The organism is Pseudomonas sp. PME37.24/006 (genome assembly GCF_055556635.1).
The window spans coordinates 1-25197 of the sequence record NZ_JBVHNL010000006.1 but is presented as its reverse complement, the minus strand read 5'-3'; the positions used below and the strand labels follow the sequence as shown (position 1 = coordinate 25197).

Sequence of the window (25197 nt, the reverse complement as noted above, 5' to 3'; positions counted from 1 at the left end):
GGTTCGGTGGTCATTGAACGATGCCCTTTGGAATGCGTGTTGCCCTGGCCCATTGGCTCGGCGCTTTGCTGTTGCTGGTGGGGCAGGGGCTGCAGGCGCAGCAGATGCCCGATGAATACGTTCTCTATCTGGAACTGGTGGTCAATGAACTGTCGACCGAGCGGATCGTGCCGGTGACCTATCGCGCCGGCCGCTATCTGCTCGACAGCGACGAGTTGCGCGCTGTCGGCGTGCCGTTGGCCGAGGATGCCAGCGGGTTGCAGGATCTGGCAGACATCCAGGGGCTGCAGAGCGACTATCAACAGGAGTTTCAGCAACTGAAACTGACCCTGCCCAGCGATTGGCTGCCTGACCAGGCGGTGGGGCAGACCCAGGTTTATGACGGGGTAGCGGCGCAGAGTTCGTTCGGTGCGCTGCTCAACTACGACTTCTACTACAGCGACAGTGACGAAGGCTCGCGCCTGCTTAACGGCTGGCTGGAGCAGCGGGTGTTCGGCAGCATGGGGCGGCTCAGCAACAGCGGCGTATATCGCCATGCCTTCTCAGGCAACAGTGCTCAGGGCGATGGCTACATTCGCTACGACACCTTCTGGCGCTACAACGACCAGCAGCGGATGCTCAGCTACGAGGCCGGTGACCTGATCACCGGTGCGCTGACCTGGAACCGTGCGGTGCGTATCGGCGGGGTGCAGCTGTCACGCAATTTCGGTCTGCGCCCGGATCTGATCACCTATCCGTTGCCCAGCTTCAGCGGCGATGCCGCGGTACCGACCTCGGTGGATCTGCTGATCAACAACAGTCGGGTCAGCAGCGAAATGCTCAACCCCGGCCCCTTCACCATCAGCAGCGTGCCCTTTATCAGCGGCGCGGGCACCGCGACTGTCGTCGCCACCGATGCACTGGGACGTCAGGTGGCCACGGAGGTGCCGTTCTACGTGACCAACACGCTACTGCAGAAGGGGCTTTACGATTACTCGCTGTCCGCCGGCAAGCTGCGTCAGGACTACGGTGTGGAGAACTTCGCCTACGGCAGCCAGGCCGCCAGCGGCACGTTCCGCTATGGCGTGAGCGACGGTTTCACCCTGGAAAGTCATGGTGAAAGCGGTGATGACCTGCGCCTCGGCGGTCTGGGCGGCACCTTCGCGGTAGGCACCTGGGGCACCCTGGGAACCTCACTTTCCTACAGCGAGCACGCCGGCCAGCGCGGCCAGCAACTGAGCCTGGGCTACAGCTATTACTCACCGTTGTTCGGCCTCGCCATGCAGCGCGTGCAGCGCGACGAAGCCTATGCCGACCTCAGCGTGATCAGCGCCCTGCAGAGCAGCCGTGGGATTTCGGAGCTAGCAAAGACCACCGATCAGGTGACCTTGTCGCTGAACCCTAGGCGCATCGGCAATATCGGCATCGGCTATTTTGCCAGCGAGATGCATGACGGTACCCGCAGCCGCCTGATCAACTTGTCCTGGTCACGTGGGCTGCCTGGCAACAGCAACCTGTTCCTGTCGCTCAACCGCGAAATCGGCGAGCCCGGCTATTCCGCGCTGCTGCAGTGGATGATTCCCTTCGACCTGCGCTCGACCCTCAGCGTCGGCGTGGAACGTGATCGTAACGGTGGCTATCGGCAGCGCAGCAACTTCGGGCGCAGTGCACCCAGCGAGGGTGGCGTGGGCTACAACCTGGCCTATGCTGCGGGCAACGGCGACCGCTACGCCCAGGCCGACATGACCTGGCGCGCGCGGCATGCCCAGTATCAGGCTGGCGTCTACGACGATGGCGGGCGGCGCACCTACTGGGGCGATGTCAGCGGCTCCGTGGTGGCAATGGGCGGCGGGGTGTATGCCAGCAACCGCATCGACGACGCCTTCGTACTGGTCAGCACCGATGGCTATGCCGGGGTGCCGGTGAGTTTCGAGCACCAGTTGCTCGGCGAAACCAATTCCCGAGGGCATCTGCTGGTGCCCTGGGTGCCTTCTTACTACCCGGGCCAGTACGCCATCGATTCACTGGGGCTGCCGGCCAATATTCGCACCCCGGAGGTCGAGCGCAGCATCGCGGTGCACGAGGGCAGCGGTGCAATGCTCGACTTCGAGCTGCGCCGGGTGGTGGCGGCGAGCATCGTGCTGATCGACAGTCGCGGTGAAGTGTTACCCCGTGGCAGTCAGGTGACTTTGCAGGATAGTGACCGGCAGGCCACCGTTGGCTGGGACGGCCTGGTGTATTTTGAAGGGCTGCAGAAAAACAATCGCTTGCAGGTGGCGTTGCCCGATGGCGGTCAGTGCGCCGCGGGGTTTGAACTGGAAAGCCTCGATGAGGAAATGTCCCTGGTGGGGCCACTGACATGTCGTTGAAGGAGGCGAAGGTGAGAGCGATTCTGCTGGCGTTACTGCTGACGTTGCCGGGGCTTGCCGCGGCGGAATGCACCGCGCCGGGATCGACGGTGTCGCTGGGCACCACCAACTCCCTGAGCCTGATCACCACCGCACCCCAGGCAGCCGGTAGCGGTGGCATTCTGTGTACGGGTAGCCTGACGCTGCTGGCCAACAACTTCATGCGCGCCACTCTCAACAGCGCAGCGGTTCTAAGCCGCGATGGCCGGCAGATTCCGTTGCAGGTGTTCACCAACTCCGGTTACACCAACGCCCTGCAGCCTGGCCAGCCCGTTACCCTCAATGGCGCGACCCTGTTGAGCCTGGGTGGCAGTGGCGCGACGGTGCCGCTGTATTTCCGTACCGCCACTGGCGCCAACGTACCGGCCGGCACCTATACCGCCACCCTGAGCCTGACCTGGCAGTACGCTGTGTGCACAGGCCTCAGCGCTCTGGGTATATGCACGAACTGGAGTCGCAGCCCAGGGGTGCCACTGCCAACCTGTGTGGTGCTGGTCTGCAACCCGCCGGCCTCCTGGGGAACGGGCAGCCCGGTTACGGTGACGGTCAGCCTGGTGGTCACCAAGGCCTGTGTGATCAGCAACAGCGAGCTGGTGATGGATTTCGGTACCCAGGCGCTGGTCAGTCAGTTCGCGCCGGTTACCCGCAACATCGGTGTCACCTGCACCAATACCGAGGGCTACACCGTGGGCTTCGACAACGGCCAGAACTACCAGGCGCCTTGGCGGCGCATGGCCAGCGGCAGCAATCGGCTCAACTACAACCTGTATTTCCCCAATACCACCACCGTCTGGACTACCAGCCAGACGCAACCGATGGTCGGCAACGGCCTGCAACAGAGCGTGCCGTTCCTGGGCATCATCGACCCCACCCAGGCCAACGTACCGGTCGGCACCTACACCGATAACGTGACGGTGATCATCATGTATTGAGCAGGTATGCTGCGCTCTCGATTCTGCGGTTGCCGGAGGGGCGATGAGTCTGCAGCGCTACACCCATTGGGTTTTCGATATGGACGGCACCCTGACCATCGCCGTGCATGATTTCGCCGCCATCCGCGTGGCGCTGGATATCCCGCCAGAGGACGACATTCTTCATCACCTGGCCGCGCTTCCCGCGGATGTATCTCGGGCCAAGCACGCCTGGCTGCTCGAGCATGAGCGCGAACTGGCCGTCGCCGCGCGGCCAGCGGCAGGGGCCGTTGCGTTGGTGCGCGGCCTGCATGCGCGTGGCCTGCGCCTCGGCATCCTGACTCGCAATGCCCGTGAGCTGGCGCTGTTGACCCTGCAGGCCATTGGCGTGGACGACTGCTTCGCACCGGCCGACATTCTCGGTCGCGACGAAGCACCGCCGAAACCCGACCCCGGCGGCCTGCTGCACTTGGCTGACCGCTGGCAGGTGGCGCCCCAGGACATGGTCATGGTCGGCGACCATCGCCATGATCTGGCCTGTGGCCGTGCCGCCGGCAGCGCTACCGTGCTGGTGAATCTGCCGACCAATTCCTGGCCGGAATTGAGCGATCACTTCGTCGCCGATTGCACGGCTCTTCAGCGTCTGGCCGTGGGCGCTCCGGCCGTCTGACAACAGGCATCACCAGCCTGCAGGTCATCGAGAATCGGGCAGTCGGGGCGGTGGTCGCCCTGACAGTGATCCACCAGACTCTGCAGCGTGTCGCGCAGGGCTTCGAGCTCAGCGATCTTGCCGTTGAGCGCGTCAATATGCTCCACTGCCAGGGCTTTTACATCGGCGCTGGCCCGTTCGCGGTCGTGCCACAGGGCCAGCAGCTTGCCCGACTCGGCCAACGAGAAGCCCAGGTCACGAGCTCGGCGGATGAAGCGCAGGCGCTGCAGGTCATCGTCGCCGTACTGGCGATAGCCACTTTCGCTGCGCCCGGCGCTGGGCAGCAGGCCGATGGCTTCGTAGTAACGGATCATCTTGGCACTGAGCCCGGTGTGCTTGGCCGCCTGGCCGATATTCATCGTTTTACTCCTCGAGGTGCTTGGGCCGCCAGGTTTTCAGCAGCAGGGCATTGCTCACAACGCTGACGCTCGACAGCGCCATGGCCGCGCCCGCGAGCATCGGGTCGAGCAGCCCGAAGGCGGCCAGGGGAATGCCCACCAGGTTGTAGATGAAGGCCCAGAACAGATTCTGGCGGATTTTCGCGTAGGTGCGCCGGGCGATATCCAGGGCGGCGGGTACCAGTCGCGGATCACCGCGCATCAGGGTGATGCCGGCCGCCTGCATCGCCACATCGGTGCCGCCGCCCATGGCGATGCCGACATCCGCTGCAGCCAAGGCAGGGGCGTCGTTGATGCCGTCGCCGACCATGGCCACCACACCAGCGGCTTTCAGCTCACTGATGATCCGCGCTTTGTCCGCAGGCAGAACCTGAGCATGAACCGAGTCGATCCCCAACTGCCTGGCGACAGCGTGTGCACTGCCTTGGTTGTCGCCGCTGATCAGGTGGCTGGCGATATGCCGGCTGCTTAGCGCTCCGATCGCTTCACGGGCACCTTCTTTCAAGGTGTCGCCAAAGGCAAACAGGGCAAGCACATGCGGCTTGGAACCCGGTTCGATCAGCCAGGACAAGGTGCGCCCCTCGGCTTCCCAGGCCTGGGCCGCCGCGGCCAGTTCGTGTGGCTCGCTGGCGCCGCTTTCCTGCAGCAGGCGACGATTGCCCAGTTGCAGCGACCGGCCCTCGGCCAGACCGGCAATGCCGCGACCGGCCAGTGCCTGGCTGGCGCTGACAGGCGCAAGCGTCAACGCTGCCTCCTGACAAGCCTGCAACACCGCCTTGGCCAGTGGGTGCTCGCTGCCTTGCTGTAGCGCCCCGGCCTGGCGTAGTGCCTGGTCGGCATCGAGGTCGACGGTTTGCAGGTGGGCGATACGCGGTGCGCCGGAGGTCAGGGTACCGGTCTTGTCGAACGCCACCACCGTCACGCCATGGGCGATCTCCAGGGCTTCGGCATCCTTGATCAGGATGCCGTGCCGGGCCGCCACGCCGGTGCCGGCCATGATTGCCGTTGGCGTTGCCAGGCCCAGGGCGCAGGGGCAGGCGATCACCAGAACGGCCACGGCATTGAGCAGCGCGCTTTCCAGGCCCGCCCCCAGGCTCAGCCAGACGATCAAGGTCAGCAGCGCGATCAGCAGCACCACTGGCACGAATACCTGGCTGACCCTGTCCACCAGCTTCTGGATCGGCGCCTTGGCGGCTTGGGCGTCCTCGACCAGGCGGATGATCCGTGAAAGCACGGTTTCTGCACCCAGAGCGGTGGTCTCGATCAGCAGACGACCCTCGCCGTTGATCGCCCCGGCTGTTACCGAGTCGCCCGGTGCCTTGGCTTGCGGCAGGCTTTCACCACTGATCAGTGCCTCGTCGGCGTGGCTGTCGCCTTCGAGCACTTTGCCGTCGACCGGAAATCGCTCGCCCGGCCTGACCAGTACCTGGTCGCCCAAGCTCAGTGCACTGACGGCAACTCGTTGCTCGATGCCGCCCTGCAGGCGCGTGGCCTCATCGGGGCGTAACGCCTGCAGCGCACGGATGGCACTGGTGGTCTGACGCTTGGCGCGGCTTTCCAGGTATTTGCCCAGCAGGATCAGGGCGATGATCACTGCAGAGGCTTCGAAATACAGATGGGGTGTGCCCCCCGCCGGGGTGATCGCCCACTGATAGAGGCTCAGGCCGTAACCGGCGCTGGTGCCCAGGGCGACCAGCTGATCCATATTGCCGGAGCCGCTGCGCAGGGCGTTCCAGGCGGCTCGGTAAAAGCGCGCACCGAGGACGAACTGCACCGGTGTAGCGAGTAGGAATTGTGCCCAGGCTGGCAGCATCAGGTGCACGCCGAAGGGCACCAGCAGCATCGGCAAGACCAGCGGCGCGGCGAGCAGCAAGGCCAGTGCCAGTCGCCAGCGCTCGGCCTGCAAGCGGCGGTCGTTGGCGTCGCCATGCGCCTTTGGTGCATCCACTGTGCTGGCCAAATAGCCGACGGCCGACACCGCCGCCAGCAGCGCCTGGGTATCGACACCGATGACCACCTGCACGCGGGCTTGCTCGGTGGCCAGGTTGACGCTGACCGCCAGCACGCCGGGCTGCCTGCTCAGCGCGCGCTCGACGCGACCCGCGCAACTGGCGCAGGTCATGCCGGAAATAGCCAGATCCAGGCTTTCACTGGGTATCTCGTAGCCAGCTTTCTGTACGGCCGCCACCAATGCCGGTAGTTGCTCGGCAGGTGCTTCGACACGCGCACGCTCGCTGGCCAGGTTGACGCTGGCTTCAGTGACCTGAGGGACACCTCGCAAGGCGCGCTCGACCCGACCGGCGCAGGTTGCGCAGGTCATACCGGCGATCGGCAAGTCGAGGGTGGGCGGCGTGGGCATGATCATCTCCGGCGAATCCTGGCGGGTATGTACAGGATCAACCTTGACCTATGGGGAAGGTCAAGCCCCAGAGATGCTCATGTGGCAGGCAGGATTACTGGCTGGACGGTGCCGGAGTCAGGTAGGGGCCGGATGGGCTTAGGCCGATGCGATAGCGACGAATCTCGCCGGCAGTCAGGCTCAGCCGCTGGCTGTCGAGCGGGGTGATACCGGCCTGGCAGCTTTCGGTGCCGATCATGCCCAGGCGCACCGACACATCGCCGGGCGGCAGGTTGAAGGACACCGACTGGCCCTGGAACAGCCGTGCGGCCAGCTGATCCTGCAGGTAGACGCCGAACTCGCATGGCGATGCCACTTCCAGGCGCTCGCGGGAGATGATCAGTACGGCATAGCCATCTCCCAGGGTGGTATGCGATGGCAGTACCTGGGCGAGGGCTGGCAAAGGCAGAGCGAGAAACAATGAGAAGAGGAGGCGGCGCATGGTCAGACCAGATGGCTATGGGGTTTTTCAGAGCTTGGCCGAGGTTGGCCGGTTCAACAAGTTCGAGGGTTGACCTTGACCCGATGGCAAGCTCGATACTTTTCCACTAATCGAATGATTGCCCACGAGGGCAGAGGAGATGACGATGCAGATATTCAAGGTAGATGGCATGACATGCGCCCATTGTGAGCGCTCGATCACCGATGCCGTACAGGCGATTGATGCCTCGGCGCAGGTGCAGGTGGATCTGAGCGCAGGCGAGGTCAGGGTGCAGACCTCGCATCCGGTCGATCAGGTGCTCAAGGCGATCATCGACTCGGGCTATAAGGCCGAAGCGTTGCCTACGGGGCGAACCTAGGCCTGCAAACAGTGATGCCAGGTCAGGTCGCACTGTCAGTCGCTGCTAGTTCCAATCGCTGATCAGGCCGCGAAACAGCCCATCGATCATCACCGGCCCATCGTTCTGCGGGTCGAACAGGCTGTTGTCGCGCAACCAGTCGCTGAGCATGCCGACGATCAGCGCGTGCAAGGTGCGCGCTGCGAGACGCGGCGTCATGCCCGGTCGAAGCCGAGGCTGCGCGGACGGATGCGCGAAAATCGCCTCGCAGAGGTCGATGAATTGATTGATGAAGGCTTCGTGGCGCTCTTCGGCCTCGCGCAGCTCCTCGGTGAACTCGCAGCGATGCAGCAGGATCGTGAAGATGCGCCGCTTCTGCTCGTCCAGCGCGATACCCGCGATACCTTCCACGCAAAGCTCGCGCAGTGACTGCAAGCCGTCGCCGGATTGGCTCTCTTGCAGGTGCCTGGCCAGTTGCTCCGGGGGCAGGCGCACCTGGCTGAGCATGTCGTGAAACAGATGAGCCTTGTTCTGAAAGTGCCAATAGACCGCGCCGCGGGTCACGCCCGCATGCTTAGCGATATGCTCAAGGCTGGTGTGGGCGACGCCTTTTTCCAGAAACAGCATCTCGGCGGATGCCAGAATGGTGTTGCGGGTCAGTTCTGCTTGCTCTTTGGTTCGACGCATACGACAGGAATCAAATCGGTTCAGGAATGGCGAGTGTAATTATTTTTTTGTCCCAAGGTTTGTTTTACAGACGAACTTGTATGTAATTGTCGGCATCCATTCTTTAAGGAGCCTCCAGCGCTCCGCCCGTTGACCCGGCCCGGAGCCGGGACTCTCGTCGAGTACCTTGCAAATGACGTTTCGCCTGTTACTGATCCTTGGCGCACTCAGTGCCTTCGGCCCCTTGGCCATCGACTTCTACCTGCCCAGTTTTCCCGCCTTGGCGCTGGCCTTCGATACTGACACCGAGCATGTTCAGCTTTCCCTGGCCTCCTACTTCGCTGGTCTGGCCATCGGGCAGTTGCTCTATGGCCCGTTGGCTGACCGTTTCGGGCGGCGCATTCCGCTGCTCGTCGGGGTATCACTGTTCACTCTCGCCTCGCTGGCCTGCGCCGTGGCGCCCAGCCTGGAGTGGCTGATCGTCGCGCGCTTCGTGCAGGCCTTGGGCGGTTGCGCCGGCATGGTGGTGTCGCGCGCCGTGGTGCGCGACCTGTGTGACCCGATCAGCTCGGCTAAAGTGTTCTCGCAACTGATGCTGGTGATGGGGCTAGCGCCGATCCTCGCGCCCGTGGCGGGCGGGCTGCTGCTCAACCTGTTCGGCTGGCCATCGATATTCGTTTGCCTGACGCTGTTCAGCGCGGCTTGCCTGGTCGCCTTGTATCTGTGGCTGCCGGAAACCCTGAACCCCAATGTCGAACCGGCTCCGCTGCGCGGCGCGCTCGGTGAATATCGCCGGCTGTTCGCCGATCTGCCCTTTATCGGCCATGCCCTGACGGGGGGGCTGGCGATTGCCGGCATGTTTGCGTACATCGCCGGCTCGCCCTTCGTGTTCATCGAACTCTATGGCATTGCGCCAGAACACTACGGCTGGCTGTTCGGTACCAACGCCGCTGGCTTCATCCTGGCGGCACAGGTCAACGCCTGGCTGGTATCACGCCAGGGGCCGGCCTACTGGGCCAGGCGCATCGTTTGGTTCTATCTGGGCTGTGGCGCACTGTTGCTGCTGTTGTCCTGGGTGCATACCCCGTCGCTGTGGCCGCTGATGGTGCCACTGTTCGGCTGCATCGCGTCGCTGGGCATCCTGCTGCCGAACACCTCCGCGTGCGCCATGGCAGGGCAGGGGCGTCATGCGGGGAGCGCATCGGCACTGATGGGCAGCCTGCAATTCACCATCGCCGCCACTGCCGCGTCCATGGTCGGCGTGCTGCACGACGGCAGCGCCGTACCGATGGCGTTGGTGATCTTCTGTTGCGGCGTGCTGGCAGTGCTGGCTTCGCGCTTCACCCGCTGGGCTGAGAAGCGCGCTGGGCACCCCCACGGCTGACCCGATGTTCAGCTTGCCATGCGTTGCCTCTCCGGCAGCGCGTGGGGGGCCTGCACTCTCGCTTCGAGGGTCGCCACGAACTGGCGCGCTTCTCCTTCGCTGCGAAAACTGACCTGATGCTTGCCGAGGCTCACTTGCCAGTGAATGCCGAGAGGGCCTTTTAACGCACGTGTCCGGATATTCATGAGGGTGACTCCCAGTGAGCGTGCGAACAGTCTAGTCGCTACTGCTGGAACTGGATCAATGAGGCGACGGGCGTCATAGCGCTATTTCCTGCAGGCAAAAAAAGACCCGGCAAAGAGCCGGGTCAATAACCGTGATTAGCCTGATGAGGAGATAATCTGAAGAGTCCGACCTAAGGTCTCTTTAGCTTATCGGCTGATCTCGCGACCAGCTGATGCAAATAATAGCAATTCTCATTTCTTAGTCAACAGCTGATTGGAAATTATTTTCATTCATCGCAGCGATAGCCTTTTATTGCCGCTGAAACCACGAACCCCGGCACTTGGCCGGGGTTGGATAACAGCTTTTCGGCTCAACCAGGCTGACGCAGTCCGGTGACTTCCTTGTTGAGCAGGTCGATGCGCCGCGCCATGCTCTCGACGAGGCTATGGGCGATGCGCGGGTTGCTTTCCATCAGGCTGAGGAACTGATCCTTGGGGATCACCATCACCGTGCAGGCTTCACTGGCAACCACCGTGGCACTGCGCTTTTCATGGGTGAACACGGCCATGGCGCCGAAAATCTCGTCTTTCTGCACGTCGCCTACCTTCAAACCGTCTACGAAGGCTTCGGCATGCCCCTCGATGATGATGAATACGTGATCTGCCTCGTCGCCCTGATGGATCAGCGAGTCGCCTTTGCCAAAGTGCTTGAAGCCGGTGGCAGGCCGTACTTCCGGCTGTTTGATGCGCGCCAGCGCGTCTGAAAGCAGGGCGGTGTGGCCCACCAGGTATTGAATGAACAGTTCCTGACGAGGCTCGCTGGCATAGATGTGCTTGAACACTTCGCTGCGCGAATAGGGAATCAGCGTCACTGGTTCGTCGCTGGTATAGCGGCAGGTTGGTAGATCAATACCTTGGCGCAAGCCAACCAGGTCGCCTTCCTGCAAGTAGAACAGCGGCCGCTCATCGACCAGGGCATGCAGCAAGCCGTTGTCGATGATGAATAATTGGTTGCCCGGCAGTTCGCTCGCCAGATCCTCGCTGCGCTCGACTTGTAGCGATACGCCGCATGGGCTTAGCCCGTCGAGTAATTTCCCGGGGATACTCTGCAATCGGCTGATCAGTTGGTCGGCGTAGGCCGGTTGTTCCCCGAGTAAATACATGATGATTCCTTGAGCTACTCATGCTGGATGCGCACGAAAATCCCTGAGACGATAATCTGCACCGCGCTCCAGGTAAATCGCTCTCGCTAGAGGTTGTGATCCAGCGCGTATTCTACACCACCACCGTGGTGCCGAAGCCCGCGTTATCGTTGCTATGAGACCCCGTTCGTGTTGACGAGCTGCATCAGTCAAACTGATCGTTGCGGGAGTGGCGAGAAACAAATCATCACCGATGAAACGTCCTGTGGCAGCAGCGCTAGATCTTGCCGTCGTTAGCCGCTTCTTCGAGTTGCAGGTTGAGGCTCGCCTTGCGGGTTGGCGGCAACTCGCTCCAGTGAACGTCCAGCAGGGCGCCTTCGATAGCATAGAGCAGAACTTTGGAAGCCCTGAACCCGCGTGCCCGGACGGCTCTATAAGCATCGACCGCGCCGTAGCGGCGTAAGTCATCTGGATTGTGGATGCCGACGGCGTGAAGCCACTGCGACGAGGTCTTGCCCAAGTTTTTAAGATGCTGCAGTTCGTCGTTCACTGAATCTCCTTTTCGCAGCCGTTCTGCAGATGGGTGCTGCATGGCCGCCCTATTGGGAGAAAGTGTAGCGGCCGTTGGGGCAGGTGCTCGAATGGTGCGTTACACGCTGCTACAGGTGGTTGGGATGCGTGCGGTATCGCAAGCGTGTGCCAAAGTTCATCGACATGAGAATTTCATCGGCACTCAACTCGGCAGGGAAATAGGCGCCGGATATTTGCGCATGGGCAATGCTGGCGCCTTCGAGCTGTGCAGTACGTAGGTCTACGCCGCGCAGGTCGGCCCCACGGAAGTAGGCATTGCGAAAGTCGATGCTTTCGGCGTTAAGGGTACGCAGATCAAGGCCGCGAAAATCGCCACCGCTCAGGTCGATGTCAACGCCTTGCGGCCGCTGCGCGTTGAAGGCGGCGACATCATCGTTATGCAGAAGGCGGTAGAGGGGACTATCCAGCTGGCTGGGTTGACTCATGATGGCAGTGATCCGATGGGGGCTCACTGCCAGTATAGAGCGGCTTGGCGGCGTTGCTCGACAGGTTTACAGGTTTGGGAAGCGCAGGCGAATGACGTTGACCAGTTCGTTGAGGCTAGCGCTGTCGTGGGTGTCTACACGCTTGCTATGCGCCAGTTCGCTTTCGTCGAGAGCGTCCTGCCCGGCACGCTGGGCTTCGATCACCTGCAGCGTGGCGTCGGAAGGGTCATCGCCCTGTAGCTGACGCTGCTGCAGCCAGCTGTTGATGACCGAATCGGGCGCCTGACAGTCGGCGATTAGGAAGGGCACCCCGGTCTCTTCGGCGATCAGTTGGGCTGCCTGGCGCTGCGGGCGTTTGAGGTAGGTGGCGTCGAGCACCACCGGGTAACCCGCATGCAGTGCCAGATCGGCCAGTTGATTCAGACGCTCGTACACCGACTTGCTGGCATCGTCGCTATAAATGCCGGTATTCAGCTGATCGTCGGCATTCGCCTCTTGTTCGCCCAGCAGGCGTTTGCGCTCGACATCCGAACGGATGCGTATTGCGCCGAGGGCCTCGACCAGGCGTAGCGCGACCTGGCTCTTGCCGACCGCCGATACGCCATGAGTAACGGCCAGGAAGCGCGCCGGAATGGCGCTGTAACTTTCCGCCAGGCTGGCGTAACCGCGGTACTGGCGCAGGATCACCGCTCGTTGCACGGCATCCTGCTCCTGGCCAAGGCGGAACAGCGCGACCTTGGCGCGTACCAGCGCGCGGTGGGTCTTGTAGAGATTGAACACCTTCAGAGAGCCGTAATCGCCAGTGTGCTCCAGCCAGCCGTTGAGCAGGCGCCGTGCCAGGCACTTGAGGCCGCGGTCTTCAAGATCCATGACCAAGAAGGCGGTATCCAGTGCGATGTCGGTCAAGCGGAAAGGCTCGTTGAACTCGATGCAGTCAAACAGCGTGGCCTGGCCGTCCAGTAGCGTGGCATTGCCGAGGTGAATGTCACCGTGGCACTCACGGATGAAACCATCGCGGGCTCTGGCCTCAAGATCTGGCCACAGGCGCTCGAGGCTGGTTTCCACCCAGCTTTCCAGGGCGTCCAATTGCTGCAGATCGGCCTTGTCGTTGAGCATCGGGCGGATCTGCTCGAAGTTCTGTCGTAACGGCGCAACGATGGCCGTGGCATTGCACAGCGAGTGGTCGCTGGCGACCTGAGGCGTTTCCTGGTGAAAGTCGGCGATCTGTTTGGCCAGTGCGTCGATATGCGTTTCGTTCAGTTCTCCCCGAGCTTGTACCTGAGCCAGCAGTTGCTCTTGGGGGAACTGACGCATCTTCAGGGCGTATTCGATGATTGAGCCTTCGCCATCCAGTCGTGGGGCATCGGCGCTGCCGCTGATCGGCAGCACCTCCAGATACAAATCCTGAGTCAGGCGCTGATTGAGGCGTAGCTCCTCCTGGCAGAAGTGCTGGCGGGACTCCAGGGACGTGAAGTTGAGGAAGCCGAAATCCACCGGTTTCTTGATCTTGTAGGCGTAAGGGCCGGTCAGTACGACCCAGGAAATATGGGTCTCGATGACACTGAAACCGTCCACCGGGTGCGGATAAAGGGCCGGGTTCTGCAAGGCGGTAATCAGGGCTTGGCTCACGGGTGATCCTTGACTTGGATAGGAGGAGAACAGGCGCGCATTATGGCGCCTCGCTGCAAGGGTGCAAATCGATAGGCGGCAATCCTGTTTCAGCGCGACCTGCAGTGCTGTTGCGAAACGTGAACAGCCTCTCGGCAGTGCCTGCCGACGTTTCGCAAAGTGCGTATAATGCCGCGCCATGACTCGTACCCGATCTTCCCGCTCCCGTTCCAAACGCCGCCCCCGTGGCATGCGCCCCTTGCTGGGCTGGGCTGTAAAGCTTGGCCTGGTTGGCTTGGTGCTGTTCGCCGGTTTCGCGGTTTACCTCGACGCCATCGTCCAAGAGAAATTCTCCGGTAAGCGCTGGACCGTTCCGGCCAAGGTCTATGCTCGGCCACTTGAGCTGTTCGTCGGCCAGAAACTCGCCAAGGACGATTTGCTCAAGGAAATGGATGCCCTCGGCTATCGCCGCGAAAGCACGGCGAATGGCCCAGGCGCCGTTGCCGTCTCGGGTAACAATATTTCCTTGCACTCGCGTGGGTTTCAGTTCTACGAGAGCGTTGAACAGGCTCAGCAGGTCAATGTGCGTTTCTCGGGCGATTACGTCGCCGCGTTGACCAAGGCCGACGGTAAGGATTTGGCCGTGGCGCGTCTGGAGCCGATGCTGATCGGCGGCCTGTACCCGGCGCATCAGGAAGACCGCGTGCTGATCAAGCTCGATCAGGTGCCTGCCTATCTGGTGGAAACCCTGGTGGCGGTCGAGGATCGTGACTTCTTCGACCATTTCGGTGTATCGCCCAAAGGCATCGCTCGCGCCGTGTGGATCAACGCATCCGCCGGCCAACTGCGCCAGGGCGGCAGTACCCTGACCCAACAGTTGGTCAAGAACTTCTACCTGACCAACGAGCGCAGCCTGACCCGCAAGATCACCGAAGCCATGATGGCGGTGTTGCTGGAGTTGCATTACGACAAGCGCGAGATTCTCGAGGCCTACCTCAACGAGGTATTCCTTGGCCAGGATGGCCAGCGTGCGGTGCACGGCTTTGGGCTAGCCAGCCAGTATTTTTTCAGCCAGCCGCTGTCCGAGCTCAAGCTCGACCAGGTCGCGTTGTTGGTGGGCATGGTCAAGGGACCTACCTTCTATAACCCGCGTCGCAACCCTGAGCGGGCACTGGCCCGTCGTAACCTGATCCTCGACCTGCTGGCCGAGCAGGGCGTGGTGTCCCCAGAAGACTCCGCCGCCGCCAAGGAGCGTCCGCTGGGCGTGACCCAGCGTGGCAGCATGGCCAACGGTTCGTTCCCGGCCTTCCTCGATCTGGTTAAACGTCAGTTGCGTCAGGATTATAAGGACGAGGATTTGACCGAAGAAGGTCTGCGCATCTTCACCAGCTTCGATCCGATCCTGCAGCTCAAGGCCGAAGAGGCCCTTGCTGAAACCTTCAAGCGCCAGTCCGGGCGCAAGGGCTCCGATCAGGTCGAAGCCGGTATGGTGGTCACCAACCCGGAAACCGGAGAAATTCAGGCGCTGATTGGTAGTCGTCAGCCGCGTTTTGCCGGGTTCAACCGCGCGTTGGATGCCGTGCGGCCGATTGGTTCGCTGATCAAACCGGCCATCTACCTGACTGCCCTCGAACGCCCCAGCCAGTACACGCTGACCAGTCGCGTGCTGGATGAGCCGTTCTCGGTGAAGGGGCAGGATGGTCAGGTATGGAAGCCGCAGAATTACGATCGCAAGGCTCACGGCAGCATTTATCTGTATCAGGGCCTGGCCAACTCCTACAACCTGTCCACCGCCAAATTAGGCTTGGAACTGGGTGTACCGAACGTGCTCAAAACACTCGAGCGCTTGGGCGTGTCGCGACAGTGGCCAGCCTATCCGTCGATGTTGCTGGGGGCCGGCGCGCTGACGCCCATGGAAGTGACGGGCATGTACCAGACGCTGGCCAGCGGTGGTTTCAATACGCCGTTGCGCGGTATCCGCAGCGTGCTGACCGCCGAAGGCGAGCCGCTCAAACGCTACCCGTATCAGATTCAGCAGCGTTTCGACGCAGGTTCGATCTACCTGCTGCAGAACGCCATGCAGCGCACCATGCGTGAAGGCACCGGTCGCTCGGTGTACAGCCAGCTGCCAAGTTCGCTGACGCTGGCGGGCAAGACCGGTACCAGTAACGATTCACGTGATAGCTGGTTTGCTGGTTTCAGCCAAGACATCCTGGCTGTGGTGTGGATGGGCCGTGATGACAACGGGCCTACACCGTTCACTGGTGCTACCGGTGCGTTGCAGGCTTGGACCGGCTTTATGCGCCGCGCCGATCCGCTGCCGCTGGACATGCCGATGCCGGACAACGTGGTGCAGGCATGGGTGGATGCAGCGACCGGGCAGGGCTCGGCAGAGAATTGTCCGGGTGCCGTACAGATGCCGTATATTCGCGGCAGCGAGCCGGCTCCTGGGTCAGGTTGTGGTATTCAGGCCCCCGTCGACTCGGTGATGGATTGGGTGAAAGGCTGGTTGGAATAGAGAGAGGTTTGACGTGAGTAAGTGGTTGATTCCCGTTTTGACTGCCTCGGTGGTGCTGGGAGGTTGTGCCAGCGTGCCGCGTGGTTCCATTCCGGTCGTGGATTCCGGTACATCTGCGTATGAGCAGGACGATCGACCCGGCAATGGCTACAGCAATGCGCCTGCAGCGACGCAGCAACCGGCTCAGCCCTCGTCGGATGATGCCGGCGTGGTGGTGATGGTGCCAGGCGGCGGTAACCCGTCGGCGCCAATCGATACCTATGCGGCGCCGGCTGGGGCTTCCGCCAGCGGAGGCGGGCTGACATTCGACGAGCCACCGCTGAGTAGCGAACCGTTGGGCTCGACGACTTACGGCAGTGCGCCGCCGTCTCAGCCGTCGACGCCGAGCGGCATCCCCAGTGCTAATAGCGGTGGCCTGGCTGCCGATGAACAACTGGATGGCCCGGTACTGGCACTGCTGACCAGTGCGCAACAGCAGCAGACTGGCGGCGACCTCAATGGCGCCGCTTCCAGTCTGGAGCGCGCGCAGCGTATTGCCCCGCGTGAACCGCAGGTTCTCTATCGTCTTGCCGAGGTGCGTCTGGCCCAGGGCGATGCCGCTCAAGCCGAGCAGTTCGCCCGTCGTGGCCTTAGCTACGCCAGCGGTCGTCCGGCTCTGCAGGCCAGCTTGTGGGATCTGATTGCCAAGTCCCGTGAGCAGCAGGGTGACGCAGCAGGTGCGGCCCAGGCTCGTGAGCGTGCGCGAGTCAATCTGTGACGGCTGCACCAATAACTCATATCGCCGATCAGCTGTTGCTGGTCGAGCGCGCGTTGCGGGTGCAGGGCTGTTGGGACGTAGCACCGCCGAGCGAGGAGGCGCTGGCCAGTGAGCAGCCGTTCTGTGTAGACACGCTGGACTTCGCTCAGTGGCTGCAGTGGATCTTCCTGCCACGCATGAAGGCCATTATCGAATCTGGTGCCGATCTGCCCGCCGTATCCGGCATTCTGCCCATGGCTGAGCAGGTCTATGGTGCGAACAGCCGTGCTGCAGCCGAATTGCTCAAGGCGCTCGGCGATTTCGACCGGCTGATTACTGCGGGCTGAAGCCCGCAGCCTTTCTCGTTACTTGCAGTTCTCGCCGATCGCTTTCTTGCTATCGGCTATGCGCTGCTGACGCTCATCTTCGCCGAGACGGCGCATCTCTCCACCATCTTCCACGCGCACCCGCGGGTTGTTCTCCAGCTGTGCGAGATTGTTGCGCTGGTTCTCGCAGTACTTGCGTAGTTGCGCTTGCTGCTCGGCCACTTCCTTCTTGACCTTGGCGTCGGCTGCTGCCTGTTCCGGGTCGGCTATGTCCTGAAAGGTCGGTGCTGGCTTCGACTCCGTGGACGGTGGTGGCGGTGTGGCCTTATTGACGGTGCTGGCTTGCTGACCCTGCGGCGGTTGTTCGCTGAAATGGGTGACGCCTTGGGCGTCGACCCACTTGTATACCTGGCCGGCCATGGCGGTGGTGCTCAGCGCGAGCGCCAAGCTGGTGGTGATGAGCATGCGGCGCATGGGAATTCCTTTTAGGGCAGTTTTGCCGAACCTTGCAGGGCCGGAACGGGATTTCAGGGGCAGTGCCTCGCGCAGCGGACGCACATGGCGGCAGTGCGGAGTCTCTGCTGATTACTATAACCAAATCGGTTGGTTGTCCATCCTGCGCTGCTTCACATCGGCATGGGATTTTCGTGGTTCACGGCACTCTTTGGCTGCGGCGAGCGTGGATATCCCCTGCGAATCGCATATTCCATCACGGATTACTTGACTTGCCGTCTTCGAATAACAACAATCGAATGCTCGCTGCAGTGGGGTCAGCCGCAAGCTGGCTCCAGCTCAGTAGACATGAGGCGCTACCCGTGCCGACCCTTCGTTACACCCGCAACGCGTTACCTCGCGCTGGGTGGGAAAGTCCCGCAACACATCAGGGATTGTCCCAATACTTGCTCAGTTGTAGCTGACGTAGTCGGCGACCACAGTCGCTCATGCTCTGCTGACAGTAAACCTACTCGGGCCGTACCTGCAAAAGGGCGGTTTTCTGGCGTTTTAGAGGTGAACAACGTGGAGCTTTTATCCGGCGCTGAAATGGTCGTCCGCTCATTGCGTGACGAAGGCGTTAAGTACATCTACGGGTACCCGGGCGGTGCCCTCCTGCACATTTACGATGCCTTGTTCAAAGAGCCGGAAGTGACGCACATCCTGGTTCGTCACGAGCAGGCGGCGACCCACATGGCAGACGGTTATGCCCGTGCCACTGGCAAAGCCGGTGTGGTACTGGTTACCTCCGGTCCAGGTGCAACCAATGCCGTTACCGGTATCGCCACCGCCTACATGGATTCGATCCCGATGGTGATCCTCTCCGGTCAGGTGGCCAGCACCGTGGTTGGCACTGATGCCTTCCAAGAAGTCGACATGGTCGGTATTTCTCGCCCGATCGTTAAGCACAGCTTCATCATCAAGCATCCTTCGGAAATCCCCGAAGTGATCAAGAAGGCTTTCTATCTTGCCGAGTCCGGGCGTCCCGGCCCTGTGGTCGTGGATATTCCCAAGGACATGGGCGACCCGACGCAGAAGTTCGAATACAGCTACCCGAAAAAGGTCAAGCTGCGCTCCTACAGCCCTGCGGTTCGTGGGCACTCCGGGCAGATTCGCAAAGCCGCAGAAATGCTGATCGCGGCCAAACGGCCGATCATCTATGCTGGCGGCGGTGTGATTCTCGGTGGCGCGTCTGCGCACCTGACCGAACTGGCTCGCGCGCTGAACGTGCCGGTCACCAATACCTTGATGGGCCTTGGCGCCTACCCAGGCGATGATCGCCAGTTCGTCGGTATGCTCGGCATGCATGGTAGCTACACTGCCAACCTGGCCATGCATCATGCCGATGTGATTTTGGCAGTCGGTGCGCGCTTCGACGACCGGGTCATCAACGGTGAAACCGCGGCCAAGTTCTGCCCGAATGCGAAGATCATTCATATCGATATCGACCCGGCGTCGATTTCCAAGACGGTCAAGGCCGATATCCCAATCGTCGGCCCGGTCGATAGCGTGTTGATCGAGATGGTCGCAGCACTCAAGGAAATCGAGCTGCGTCCGGACAGCGAGTCGCAAGCCACCTGGTGGAAGCAGATCGAAGAATGGCGCGGCGGTGGTCGCCTGTTCCCTTATAACGAGGGTGACGGCAGCATCATCAAGCCACAGACCGTGATCGAGACCTTGTCTGAAGTGACCAAGGGCGATGCCTTCATCAGCTCTGATGTCGGTCAGCACCAGATGTTCGCCGCCCAGTACTATCGTTTCAACAAGCCAAACCGTTGGATCAACTCCGGTGGCCTGGGCACCATGGGCTTCGGCTTCCCGGCGGCCATGGGCGTCAAGCTGAACTTCCCGGATAGCGACGTAGCCTGCGTCACCGGTGAGGGCAGCATCCAGATGAACATTCAGGAACTGTCGACCTGCCTGCAGTACGACCTGCCGGTAAAAATCATCAACCTGAACAATGGCGCGCTGGGCATGGTTCGCCAGTGGCAGGACATGCAGTACAGCAGCCGTTACTCGCACTCCTACATGGAATCGTTGCCTGATTTCGTCAAGCTGGCTGAGTCTTACGGGCACGTGGGCATGCGCATCACTGACCTGAAAGACCTCAAGCCGAAGATGGAAGAGGCCTTTGCGATGAAGGATCGCTTGGTGTTCCTCGACATCGCCGTGGATACCAGCGAGCACGTCTACCCGATGCAAATTCGGGGTGGGGCGATGCGCGACATGTGGCTGAGCAAGACGGAGCGTACCTGATATGCGTCATATCATTTCCCTGCTGCTGGAAAACGAACCGGGAGCGCTGTCGCGTGTGGTCGGCCTGTTCTCCCAACGCAACTACAATATCGAAAGCCTGACCGTGGCGCCAACCGAAGACCCGACCCTGTCGCGTCTGACGTTGACCACCATTGGCCATGATGACGTGATCGAACAGATCACCAAGAACCTCAATAAGCTGATCGAAGTGGTCAAGCTGGTGGATCTGTCGGAAAACGCGCATATCGAGCGCGAGTTGATGCTGGTCAAGGTCAAGGCCACTGGCGCCCAGCGTGCCGAGGTCAAGCGCACCACTGACATCTTCCGTGGCCAGATCGTCGATGTGACACCGAGCGTCTACACCATCCAGCTGGCCGGTACCAGCGACAAGCTGGACAGTTTCATTCAGGGCATCGGCACCGCGCTGATCCTGGAAACCGTACGCAGTGGCGTCACCGGTATCGCTCGCGGCGATAAGGTACTGAGCATCTGATCGCAGCACTGAAGAAGCCCCGCCCTGTGCGGGGTTTTTTTTGCCTGGAATTTACCGTTGGCGGTTCCAGAAGGCTGCGATCAGCGGATCCTTGAGGCGCTTTTCCAGCGCGAACAGGCCGATGTCGTATGCGGTCAGTGGCGGCTGGATATCGTAGAGGCGGATGCGTGCGGCCAGCGGGCTGTTGTCCAGCACGATCTGCGGCACTACACCGATACCGAACCCCAAGCTCACCATGCTGACGATGGCTTCGTTGCCGCTCACCTGGGCATAGATATGCGGTTTAATGTTGTGGCTTTTCAGCCAGCGGTCGGTGCGAGTGCGGGCAAGGCCTTCTTCCGAGAGAATCATCGGCACATCCTCCCAGCTTTGTGCGCCGGGACGCCTAAGTTGTTCGTCGCTCAACAGCTGCGGGGACTGAGGGCCGATGAAGCGCAGCTCCGAACGGGTGATCGATTGGAAGACGACGCCGGCTGGCAAGCTGTCGGGGAGGGCGCCGATGGCAAGATCTTCCTGCCCCTGCTGCACGCGTTCGACAGCCTTTGCCGGATCGCCTGTGTGCAACTTCATCTCGATGCGTGGGTAGTCCTGGCGGAAGCTGCTCAGGATGTCATAGAGGAAGCTGTAGCTCGCCGTCACCGAGCAATACAGGGAGAGCTCCCCATGCAGCACCAGTTGATCTTCCTTGAAGGTTTGGCGAATGGCTTGCCAGCCGGTCATGACATCGTTGGCGTACTCACGGAACTGCTGCCCCTCGCGAGTCAGCCGCACTGAGCGGTTATCGCGGATGAACAGCGGCGCACCAAGCTCCTCTTCGAGTTGCTTGATGCTGCGACTGAGCGCAGATGGGCTGACGTGCAGCTCGCGGCTGGTTTTGCCGAAGTGCAGGTTGTCTGCCAGAGAAAGAAAGAGTGTAAGCGCGTGGCTATCCATTGGTGTTTCATATATCGGCATGTTGTGTTGCAAATATATCATTTTACGCAATGGGACGGATCACTTAAGGTGGCTCCGTCGCGGTGCTCGCACCCCCTCCCTTTCGATTCACAAGAGCCAAGAACATGAAAGTTTATTACGACAAAGATTGTGACCTCTCCATCATCCAGGGCAAGAAAGTTGCCATCATCGGTTACGGCTCCCAGGGCCACGCTCAGGCGTGCAACCTGAAAGACTCCGGTGTCGACGTCACTGTCGGTCTGCGTAAAGGTTCGGCCACCGTTGCCAAGGCTGAGGCCCATGGCCTGAAAGTGACCGACGTTGCTGCTGCCGTTGCCGCCGCCGATCTGGTCATGATCCTGACTCCGGACGAGTTCCAGTCACAGCTGTACAAGAACGAAATCGAGCCGAACATCAAGCAAGGTGCCACCCTGGCCTTTTCCCACGGCTTCGCGATCCACTACAACCAGGTTGTTCCGCGCAGCGACCTCGACGTGATCATGATCGCGCCGAAAGCACCGGGCCACACCGTGCGTACCGAGTTCGTCAAAGGCGGCGGTATCCCTGACCTGATCGCGGTTTACCAGGACGCTTCCGGCAACGCCAAGAACGTCGCCCTGTCCTACGCTTCGGGCGTTGGCGGTGGCCGTACCGGCATCATCGAAACCACCTTCAAGGACGAGACAGAAACCGACCTGTTCGGCGAGCAAGCCGTTCTCTGCGGCGGTACCGTCGAGCTGGTCAAAGCCGGTTTCGAAACCCTGGTTGAAGCTGGCTACGCGCCGGAAATGGCTTACTTCGAGTGCCTGCACGAGCTGAAGCTGATCGTTGACCTCATGTACGAAGGCGGTATCGCCAACATGAACTACTCGATCTCCAACAATGCCGAGTACGGCGAGTACGTGACCGGCCCTGAAGTCATCAACGCCGAGTCCCGTCAGGCCATGCGCAATGCACTCAAGCGCATCCAGGACGGCGAGTACGCCAAGATGTTCATCAGTGAAGGCGCCACCAACTATCCGTCGATGACCGCCAAGCGTCGTAACAACGCCGCTCACGGTATCGAAATCATCGGCGAGCAACTGCGCTCGATGATGCCGTGGATCGGTGCCAACAAGATCGTCGACAAGTCCAAGAACTGAGTCCGATTCGATCAAGAAAGAACGCGGCCCTGGCCGCGTTTTTTCGTTATGGGCCAGGCTTCTGGTATAAAGCCCGGACGCTAATGCCGACGTTAGGGCGAACGCTTGCCCAGCGACTCGGTCGAAAATTCAAATCCGCAACAAGGTGTTGTTCATGAGCGAGCGTCCGCAAGAGCCAAAATCGTCCAAGGACGATGAGAGCTTACTGCCCATCGACGAGCATATTGAGGAAGGGCATGACGACGAGGGGCGCAAGGTTCGCCATCGCGGCATCTACCTGTTGCCCAATCTGTTCACGACCGCGAACCTGTTCGCCGGCTTCTACGCCATCATCAACGCGATGAACGGCAATTTCTACGTGGCTGCAGCGGCGGTGTTCGTGGCCATGGTGCTGGACGGCCTCGACGGTCGCGTCGCACGTCTGACCAATACCCAGAGTGCCTTCGGCGCCGAATACGACTCGCTGTCCGACATGGTCGCCTTTGGTGTGGCGCCGGCGCTGCTGGCTTTCGAGTGGGCACTCGGCAGTATGGGCAAGGTCGGCTGGATGGTCGCCTTCATCTATGTAGCAGGTGCTGCGTTGCGCCTGGCGCGCTTCAATACGCAGATTGGCAGTGTCGATAAGCGCTACTTCATCGGTCTCGCCAGCCCGGCTGCAGCTGGTGTGGTGGCGGGTACCGTATGGGCGTTCAGTGATTACGGTATCCAGGGCTCGAACATGTCCTTTGTCGTGGCCATCTTGGTCGCAGCCTCGGGCATGCTGATGGTCAGCAATATCAAGTACAACAGCTTCAAGAATCTCGACCTGAAGGGGCGCGTGCCCTTTGTTGCGATTCTCGCTGTCGTGCTGGTGTTCGCTGTCGTGTTCAGTGACCCGCCGCGAATTCTGCTGCTGATTTTCCTCGCTTATGCCGCTTCTGGTCCAATCCAGTACCTGCTGCGTCTGCGTCGTCGTCAGACCAACGAGTGATGTAATTTCCTCCAGACTCCGTAGTCTATTGGGTAAGTCTGTCCCGATACTGCGGAGTCATCATGCTAATCAAGCTCCCCCAGGCATCTGAGTGCAACGCGTCGGATGTTACCTCCGAGTCCGTTTACCTCTCTCGCCGCACCTTTATGTCAGCTACTGCCGCCGGTGTGGCGCTCGGCAGCGTTCCAGCTTGGGCGCAGTCAGCCACTGCTGAGCGCTATGCGGATGTCGAGGCTGGTCAGCCGCCGGCCTGGCTGAGCGAGCGTATCGCTGCCACCAAGTGGGAGGCGGTGACCGTCAAGGACGAACCAGTGACGCCGTTTCGTGATGCCACCCACTACAACAACTTCTATGAGTTCGGCCCGGACAAGTCGGATCCCGCGGCAAATGCCGGTAGCCTGAAAACCGAACCATGGTCGGTAGTAATTGATGGTGAGGTTGGCAAGCCAGGGCGTTACGCGCTGGAAGACTTCATCAAGCCCTATCAGTTAGAGGAGCGCATCTACCGCCTGCGCTGTGTCGAGGCCTGGTCGATGGTGATTCCCTGGATCGGTTTTCCTATCTCTGCGTTGCTCAATAAAGTCGAGCCAACCTCCGCGGCTAAATTCATTCGTTTCGAAACCCTCAATGATCCGGACAGCATGCCGGGGCAGCGCTCGCGTTTCGGCTTGATCGATTGGCCCTATGTGGAAGGGCTGCGTCTGGATGAGGCGATGCATCCGCTGGCCATCCTTGCCGTGGGCATGTACGGCCGTGAACTGCCTAACCAGAACGGCGCGCCGCTGCGGTTGGTGGTGCCATGGAAGTATGGCTTCAAGAGCATCAAGTCCATCGTGCGCATCAGTCTGGTCAGCGAGCAGCCGCAGACCACCTGGCAAAGCATCGCCGCGCAGGAGTATGGCTTCTACGCCAACGTTAACCCCACTGTCGACCACCCACGTTGGACGCAGGCTCGTGAGCGGCGTCTGCCCAGTGGGCTGTTCAGTCCCAATGTGCGCGAAACCCAAATGTTCAACGGCTACGCGGAAGAAGTTGCCGGGCTCTATAGCAACCTCGATCTGCGGAAGAACTATTGATGCGTCATCCGTACTGGCGGCTTTGTGTGTTCTTGCTGGTTGCGGTCTGGCCGCTCTATTGGTTGTACCAAGCCTGGCTCTTCGCCCTGGGGCCCGATCCGGGCAAAGTGCTGGTTGAGCGTCTCGGGCTGGGAACGCTGATTCTATTGCTCATCACCTTGAGCATGACGCCTTTGCAGAAAGTGAGTGGATGGTCTGGCTGGATTTCCGTGCGTCGCCAGCTCGGGCTCTGGTGTTTTACCTATGGCGTACTGCACCTGATCGCCTACGCGGTATTCATTCTCGGCCTGGACTGGTCGCAACTAGCCGTCGAGTTGCGTAAGCGGCCTTATATAATCGTCGGCGCCATCGCCTTGTTCGGCTTGCTGCTATTGGCAGTCACCTCCAATCGATACAGCCAGCGACGTCTGGGCAAGTCTTGGAAGAAGCTGCATCGCCTTATCTATCTGATCCTGCCCCTAGGATTGCTACATATGTTGTGGATTGTGCGTGCGGATCTTGAAGAATGGGCTGTCTATGCACTTATAGGGGGACTGTTGCTGGTGCTGCGGATTCCCCCGGTAATGCGCCGAATCCCGCGGATTGCAGGGATAAGGGTGGAATCGGCAACAAAAACGAAATAAACCATTGACCTGAGATTCTGGCTGCCTATAATGCGCACCACTTCCGGCGCAGCCTGATCTGAAAACTCCT

24 protein-coding genes are annotated in these 25197 nt (G+C 60.9%); 14 read left to right on the top strand and 10 right to left on the bottom strand.

Going from position 1 to position 25197, the window contains the following annotated elements:
- The first annotated feature begins 32 nt into the window (after positions 1 to 32).
- Genes ACZ3GY_RS22330 through ACZ3GY_RS22320 form a run of 3 tightly spaced genes read left to right on the top strand, consistent with a single transcriptional unit; the run spans position 33 to position 3968 of the window.
- The gene (locus ACZ3GY_RS22330) at positions 33 to 2348 is read left to right on the top strand and encodes a fimbria/pilus outer membrane usher protein (protein WP_465912024.1); all 2316 of its coding nucleotides are present in this window, start codon (positions 33 to 35) and stop codon (positions 2346 to 2348) included.
- 11 nt (positions 2349 to 2359) lie between these two features.
- Positions 2360 to 3319 (top strand): Csu type fimbrial protein, encoded by a 960-nt coding sequence (locus ACZ3GY_RS22325; RefSeq protein ID WP_465912023.1) that lies wholly within the window; start codon positions 2360 to 2362, stop codon positions 3317 to 3319.
- 43 nt (positions 3320 to 3362) lie between these two features.
- Positions 3363 to 3968: an HAD family hydrolase gene (locus ACZ3GY_RS22320; protein WP_465912022.1), complete on the top strand. Its 606-nt coding sequence runs from the start codon at positions 3363 to 3365 to the stop codon at positions 3966 to 3968.
- On the opposite strand, the gene cueR is transcribed toward ACZ3GY_RS22320, so the two are convergent.
- From cueR to ACZ3GY_RS22305, 3 genes are all read right to left on the bottom strand, one after another.
- Complete coding sequence (gene cueR, locus ACZ3GY_RS22315) at positions 3935 to 4366, bottom strand: Cu(I)-responsive transcriptional regulator (RefSeq protein ID WP_463562242.1); 432 nt, start codon at positions 4364 to 4366, stop codon at positions 3935 to 3937. The genes ACZ3GY_RS22320 and cueR overlap by 34 nt on opposite strands.
- 4 nt (positions 4367 to 4370) lie before the next feature.
- On the bottom strand, positions 4371 to 6764 hold the full coding sequence (locus ACZ3GY_RS22310) for a heavy metal translocating P-type ATPase (protein WP_465912021.1): 2394 nt from the start codon (positions 6762 to 6764) through the stop codon (positions 4371 to 4373).
- A gap of 94 nt (positions 6765 to 6858) precedes the next feature.
- Positions 6859 to 7245 (bottom strand): hypothetical protein, encoded by a 387-nt coding sequence (locus ACZ3GY_RS22305; protein WP_225838505.1) that lies wholly within the window; start codon positions 7243 to 7245, stop codon positions 6859 to 6861.
- Positions 7246 to 7390: 145 nt separating this feature from the next.
- Here ACZ3GY_RS22305 and ACZ3GY_RS22300 point away from each other — a divergent pair, with 145 nt between their 5' ends.
- A complete protein-coding gene (locus ACZ3GY_RS22300) occupies positions 7391 to 7603 on the top strand; it encodes a heavy-metal-associated domain-containing protein (protein WP_465912020.1) in 213 nt (70 codons plus the stop codon).
- Between the two features lie 45 nt (positions 7604 to 7648).
- Here ACZ3GY_RS22300 and ACZ3GY_RS22295 read toward each other — a convergent pair whose 3' ends face one another.
- Positions 7649 to 8269 (bottom strand): TetR family transcriptional regulator, encoded by a 621-nt coding sequence (locus ACZ3GY_RS22295; protein ID WP_465912019.1) that lies wholly within the window; start codon positions 8267 to 8269, stop codon positions 7649 to 7651.
- A gap of 172 nt (positions 8270 to 8441) precedes the next feature.
- On the opposite strand from ACZ3GY_RS22295, the gene ACZ3GY_RS22290 reads away from it, so the two are divergent.
- Positions 8442 to 9632, top strand: a complete 1191-nt coding sequence (locus ACZ3GY_RS22290; protein ID WP_465912018.1) for a multidrug effflux MFS transporter — start codon at positions 8442 to 8444, stop codon at positions 9630 to 9632.
- Positions 9633 to 10167: 535 nt separating this feature from the next.
- Here the strand turns inward: ACZ3GY_RS22290 and ACZ3GY_RS22285 are convergent.
- The 4 genes from ACZ3GY_RS22285 to ACZ3GY_RS22270 all read right to left on the bottom strand — a co-directional run bounded on the left by ACZ3GY_RS22285 (position 10168) and on the right by ACZ3GY_RS22270 (position 13583).
- Positions 10168 to 10959, bottom strand: coding sequence for a Crp/Fnr family transcriptional regulator (locus ACZ3GY_RS22285; protein ID WP_465912017.1), 792 nt, complete (start codon positions 10957 to 10959; stop codon positions 10168 to 10170).
- Between the two features lie 256 nt (positions 10960 to 11215).
- Entirely contained in the window at positions 11216 to 11488 is a 273-nt protein-coding gene (locus ACZ3GY_RS22280) for a TfoX/Sxy family protein (RefSeq protein WP_465912016.1), read from the bottom strand.
- A gap of 109 nt (positions 11489 to 11597) precedes the next feature.
- Positions 11598 to 11954 (bottom strand): pentapeptide repeat-containing protein, encoded by a 357-nt coding sequence (locus ACZ3GY_RS22275; RefSeq protein ID WP_463562236.1) that lies wholly within the window; start codon positions 11952 to 11954, stop codon positions 11598 to 11600.
- Between the two features lie 66 nt (positions 11955 to 12020).
- The gene (locus ACZ3GY_RS22270) at positions 12021 to 13583 is read right to left on the bottom strand and encodes a bifunctional aminoglycoside phosphotransferase/ATP-binding protein (protein ID WP_463562235.1); all 1563 of its coding nucleotides are present in this window, start codon (positions 13581 to 13583) and stop codon (positions 12021 to 12023) included.
- Positions 13584 to 13761: 178 nt separating this feature from the next.
- On the opposite strand from ACZ3GY_RS22270, the gene mrcB reads away from it, so the two are divergent.
- The 3 genes from mrcB to ACZ3GY_RS22255 are packed head-to-tail and all read left to right on the top strand — an operon-like array spanning position 13762 to position 17163.
- Positions 13762 to 16080, top strand: a complete 2319-nt coding sequence (gene mrcB / locus ACZ3GY_RS22265; protein ID WP_465912015.1) for a penicillin-binding protein 1B — start codon at positions 13762 to 13764, stop codon at positions 16078 to 16080.
- A 13-nt stretch (positions 16081 to 16093) separates the two neighbouring features.
- Positions 16094 to 16837 carry a tetratricopeptide repeat protein gene (locus ACZ3GY_RS22260; protein ID WP_465912014.1) on the top strand — a complete coding sequence of 248 codons (744 nt, stop codon included), beginning with the start codon at positions 16094 to 16096 and terminating at the stop codon, positions 16835 to 16837.
- Positions 16834 to 17163: a YqcC family protein gene (locus ACZ3GY_RS22255; RefSeq protein ID WP_465912013.1), complete on the top strand. Its 330-nt coding sequence runs from the start codon at positions 16834 to 16836 to the stop codon at positions 17161 to 17163. Before ACZ3GY_RS22260 ends, ACZ3GY_RS22255 begins: the two co-directional genes overlap by 4 nt.
- An 18-nt stretch (positions 17164 to 17181) precedes the next feature.
- On the opposite strand, the gene ACZ3GY_RS22250 is transcribed toward ACZ3GY_RS22255, so the two are convergent.
- Positions 17182 to 17616 (bottom strand): DUF4124 domain-containing protein, encoded by a 435-nt coding sequence (locus ACZ3GY_RS22250; RefSeq protein ID WP_463562231.1) that lies wholly within the window; start codon positions 17614 to 17616, stop codon positions 17182 to 17184.
- A 543-nt stretch (positions 17617 to 18159) separates the two neighbouring features.
- Between ACZ3GY_RS22250 and ACZ3GY_RS22245 the strand changes: the two genes are divergently transcribed.
- Both ACZ3GY_RS22245 and ilvN read left to right on the top strand, forming a co-directional pair.
- Positions 18160 to 19890 (top strand): acetolactate synthase 3 large subunit, encoded by a 1731-nt coding sequence (locus ACZ3GY_RS22245; RefSeq protein WP_465912012.1) that lies wholly within the window; start codon positions 18160 to 18162, stop codon positions 19888 to 19890.
- 1 nt (position 19891) lies between these two features.
- Positions 19892 to 20383, top strand: coding sequence for an acetolactate synthase small subunit (ilvN, locus tag ACZ3GY_RS22240; RefSeq protein ID WP_463562229.1), 492 nt, complete (start codon positions 19892 to 19894; stop codon positions 20381 to 20383).
- A gap of 51 nt (positions 20384 to 20434) precedes the next feature.
- On the opposite strand, the gene ilvY is transcribed toward ilvN, so the two are convergent.
- A complete protein-coding gene (ilvY, locus tag ACZ3GY_RS22235; RefSeq protein WP_465912011.1) occupies positions 20435 to 21316 on the bottom strand; it encodes an HTH-type transcriptional activator IlvY in 882 nt (293 codons plus the stop codon).
- A gap of 125 nt (positions 21317 to 21441) precedes the next feature.
- Here ilvY and ilvC point away from each other — a divergent pair, with 125 nt between their 5' ends.
- The 4 genes from ilvC (at position 21442) to msrQ (ending at position 25127) form a co-directional block, all read left to right on the top strand.
- A complete protein-coding gene (gene ilvC, locus ACZ3GY_RS22230) occupies positions 21442 to 22458 on the top strand; it encodes a ketol-acid reductoisomerase (RefSeq protein ID WP_463562227.1) in 1017 nt (338 codons plus the stop codon).
- A 154-nt stretch (positions 22459 to 22612) separates the two neighbouring features.
- The gene (gene pssA / locus ACZ3GY_RS22225) at positions 22613 to 23428 is read left to right on the top strand and encodes a CDP-diacylglycerol--serine O-phosphatidyltransferase (protein WP_463562226.1); all 816 of its coding nucleotides are present in this window, start codon (positions 22613 to 22615) and stop codon (positions 23426 to 23428) included.
- A gap of 62 nt (positions 23429 to 23490) precedes the next feature.
- Positions 23491 to 24504 carry a protein-methionine-sulfoxide reductase catalytic subunit MsrP gene (msrP, locus tag ACZ3GY_RS22220; protein ID WP_463562225.1) on the top strand — a complete coding sequence of 338 codons (1014 nt, stop codon included), beginning with the start codon at positions 23491 to 23493 and terminating at the stop codon, positions 24502 to 24504.
- The gene (gene msrQ, locus ACZ3GY_RS22215) at positions 24504 to 25127 is read left to right on the top strand and encodes a protein-methionine-sulfoxide reductase heme-binding subunit MsrQ (protein WP_463562224.1); all 624 of its coding nucleotides are present in this window, start codon (positions 24504 to 24506) and stop codon (positions 25125 to 25127) included. The genes msrP and msrQ overlap by 1 nt, the downstream gene beginning before the upstream one ends.
- Positions 25128 to 25197 lie beyond the last annotated feature (70 nt).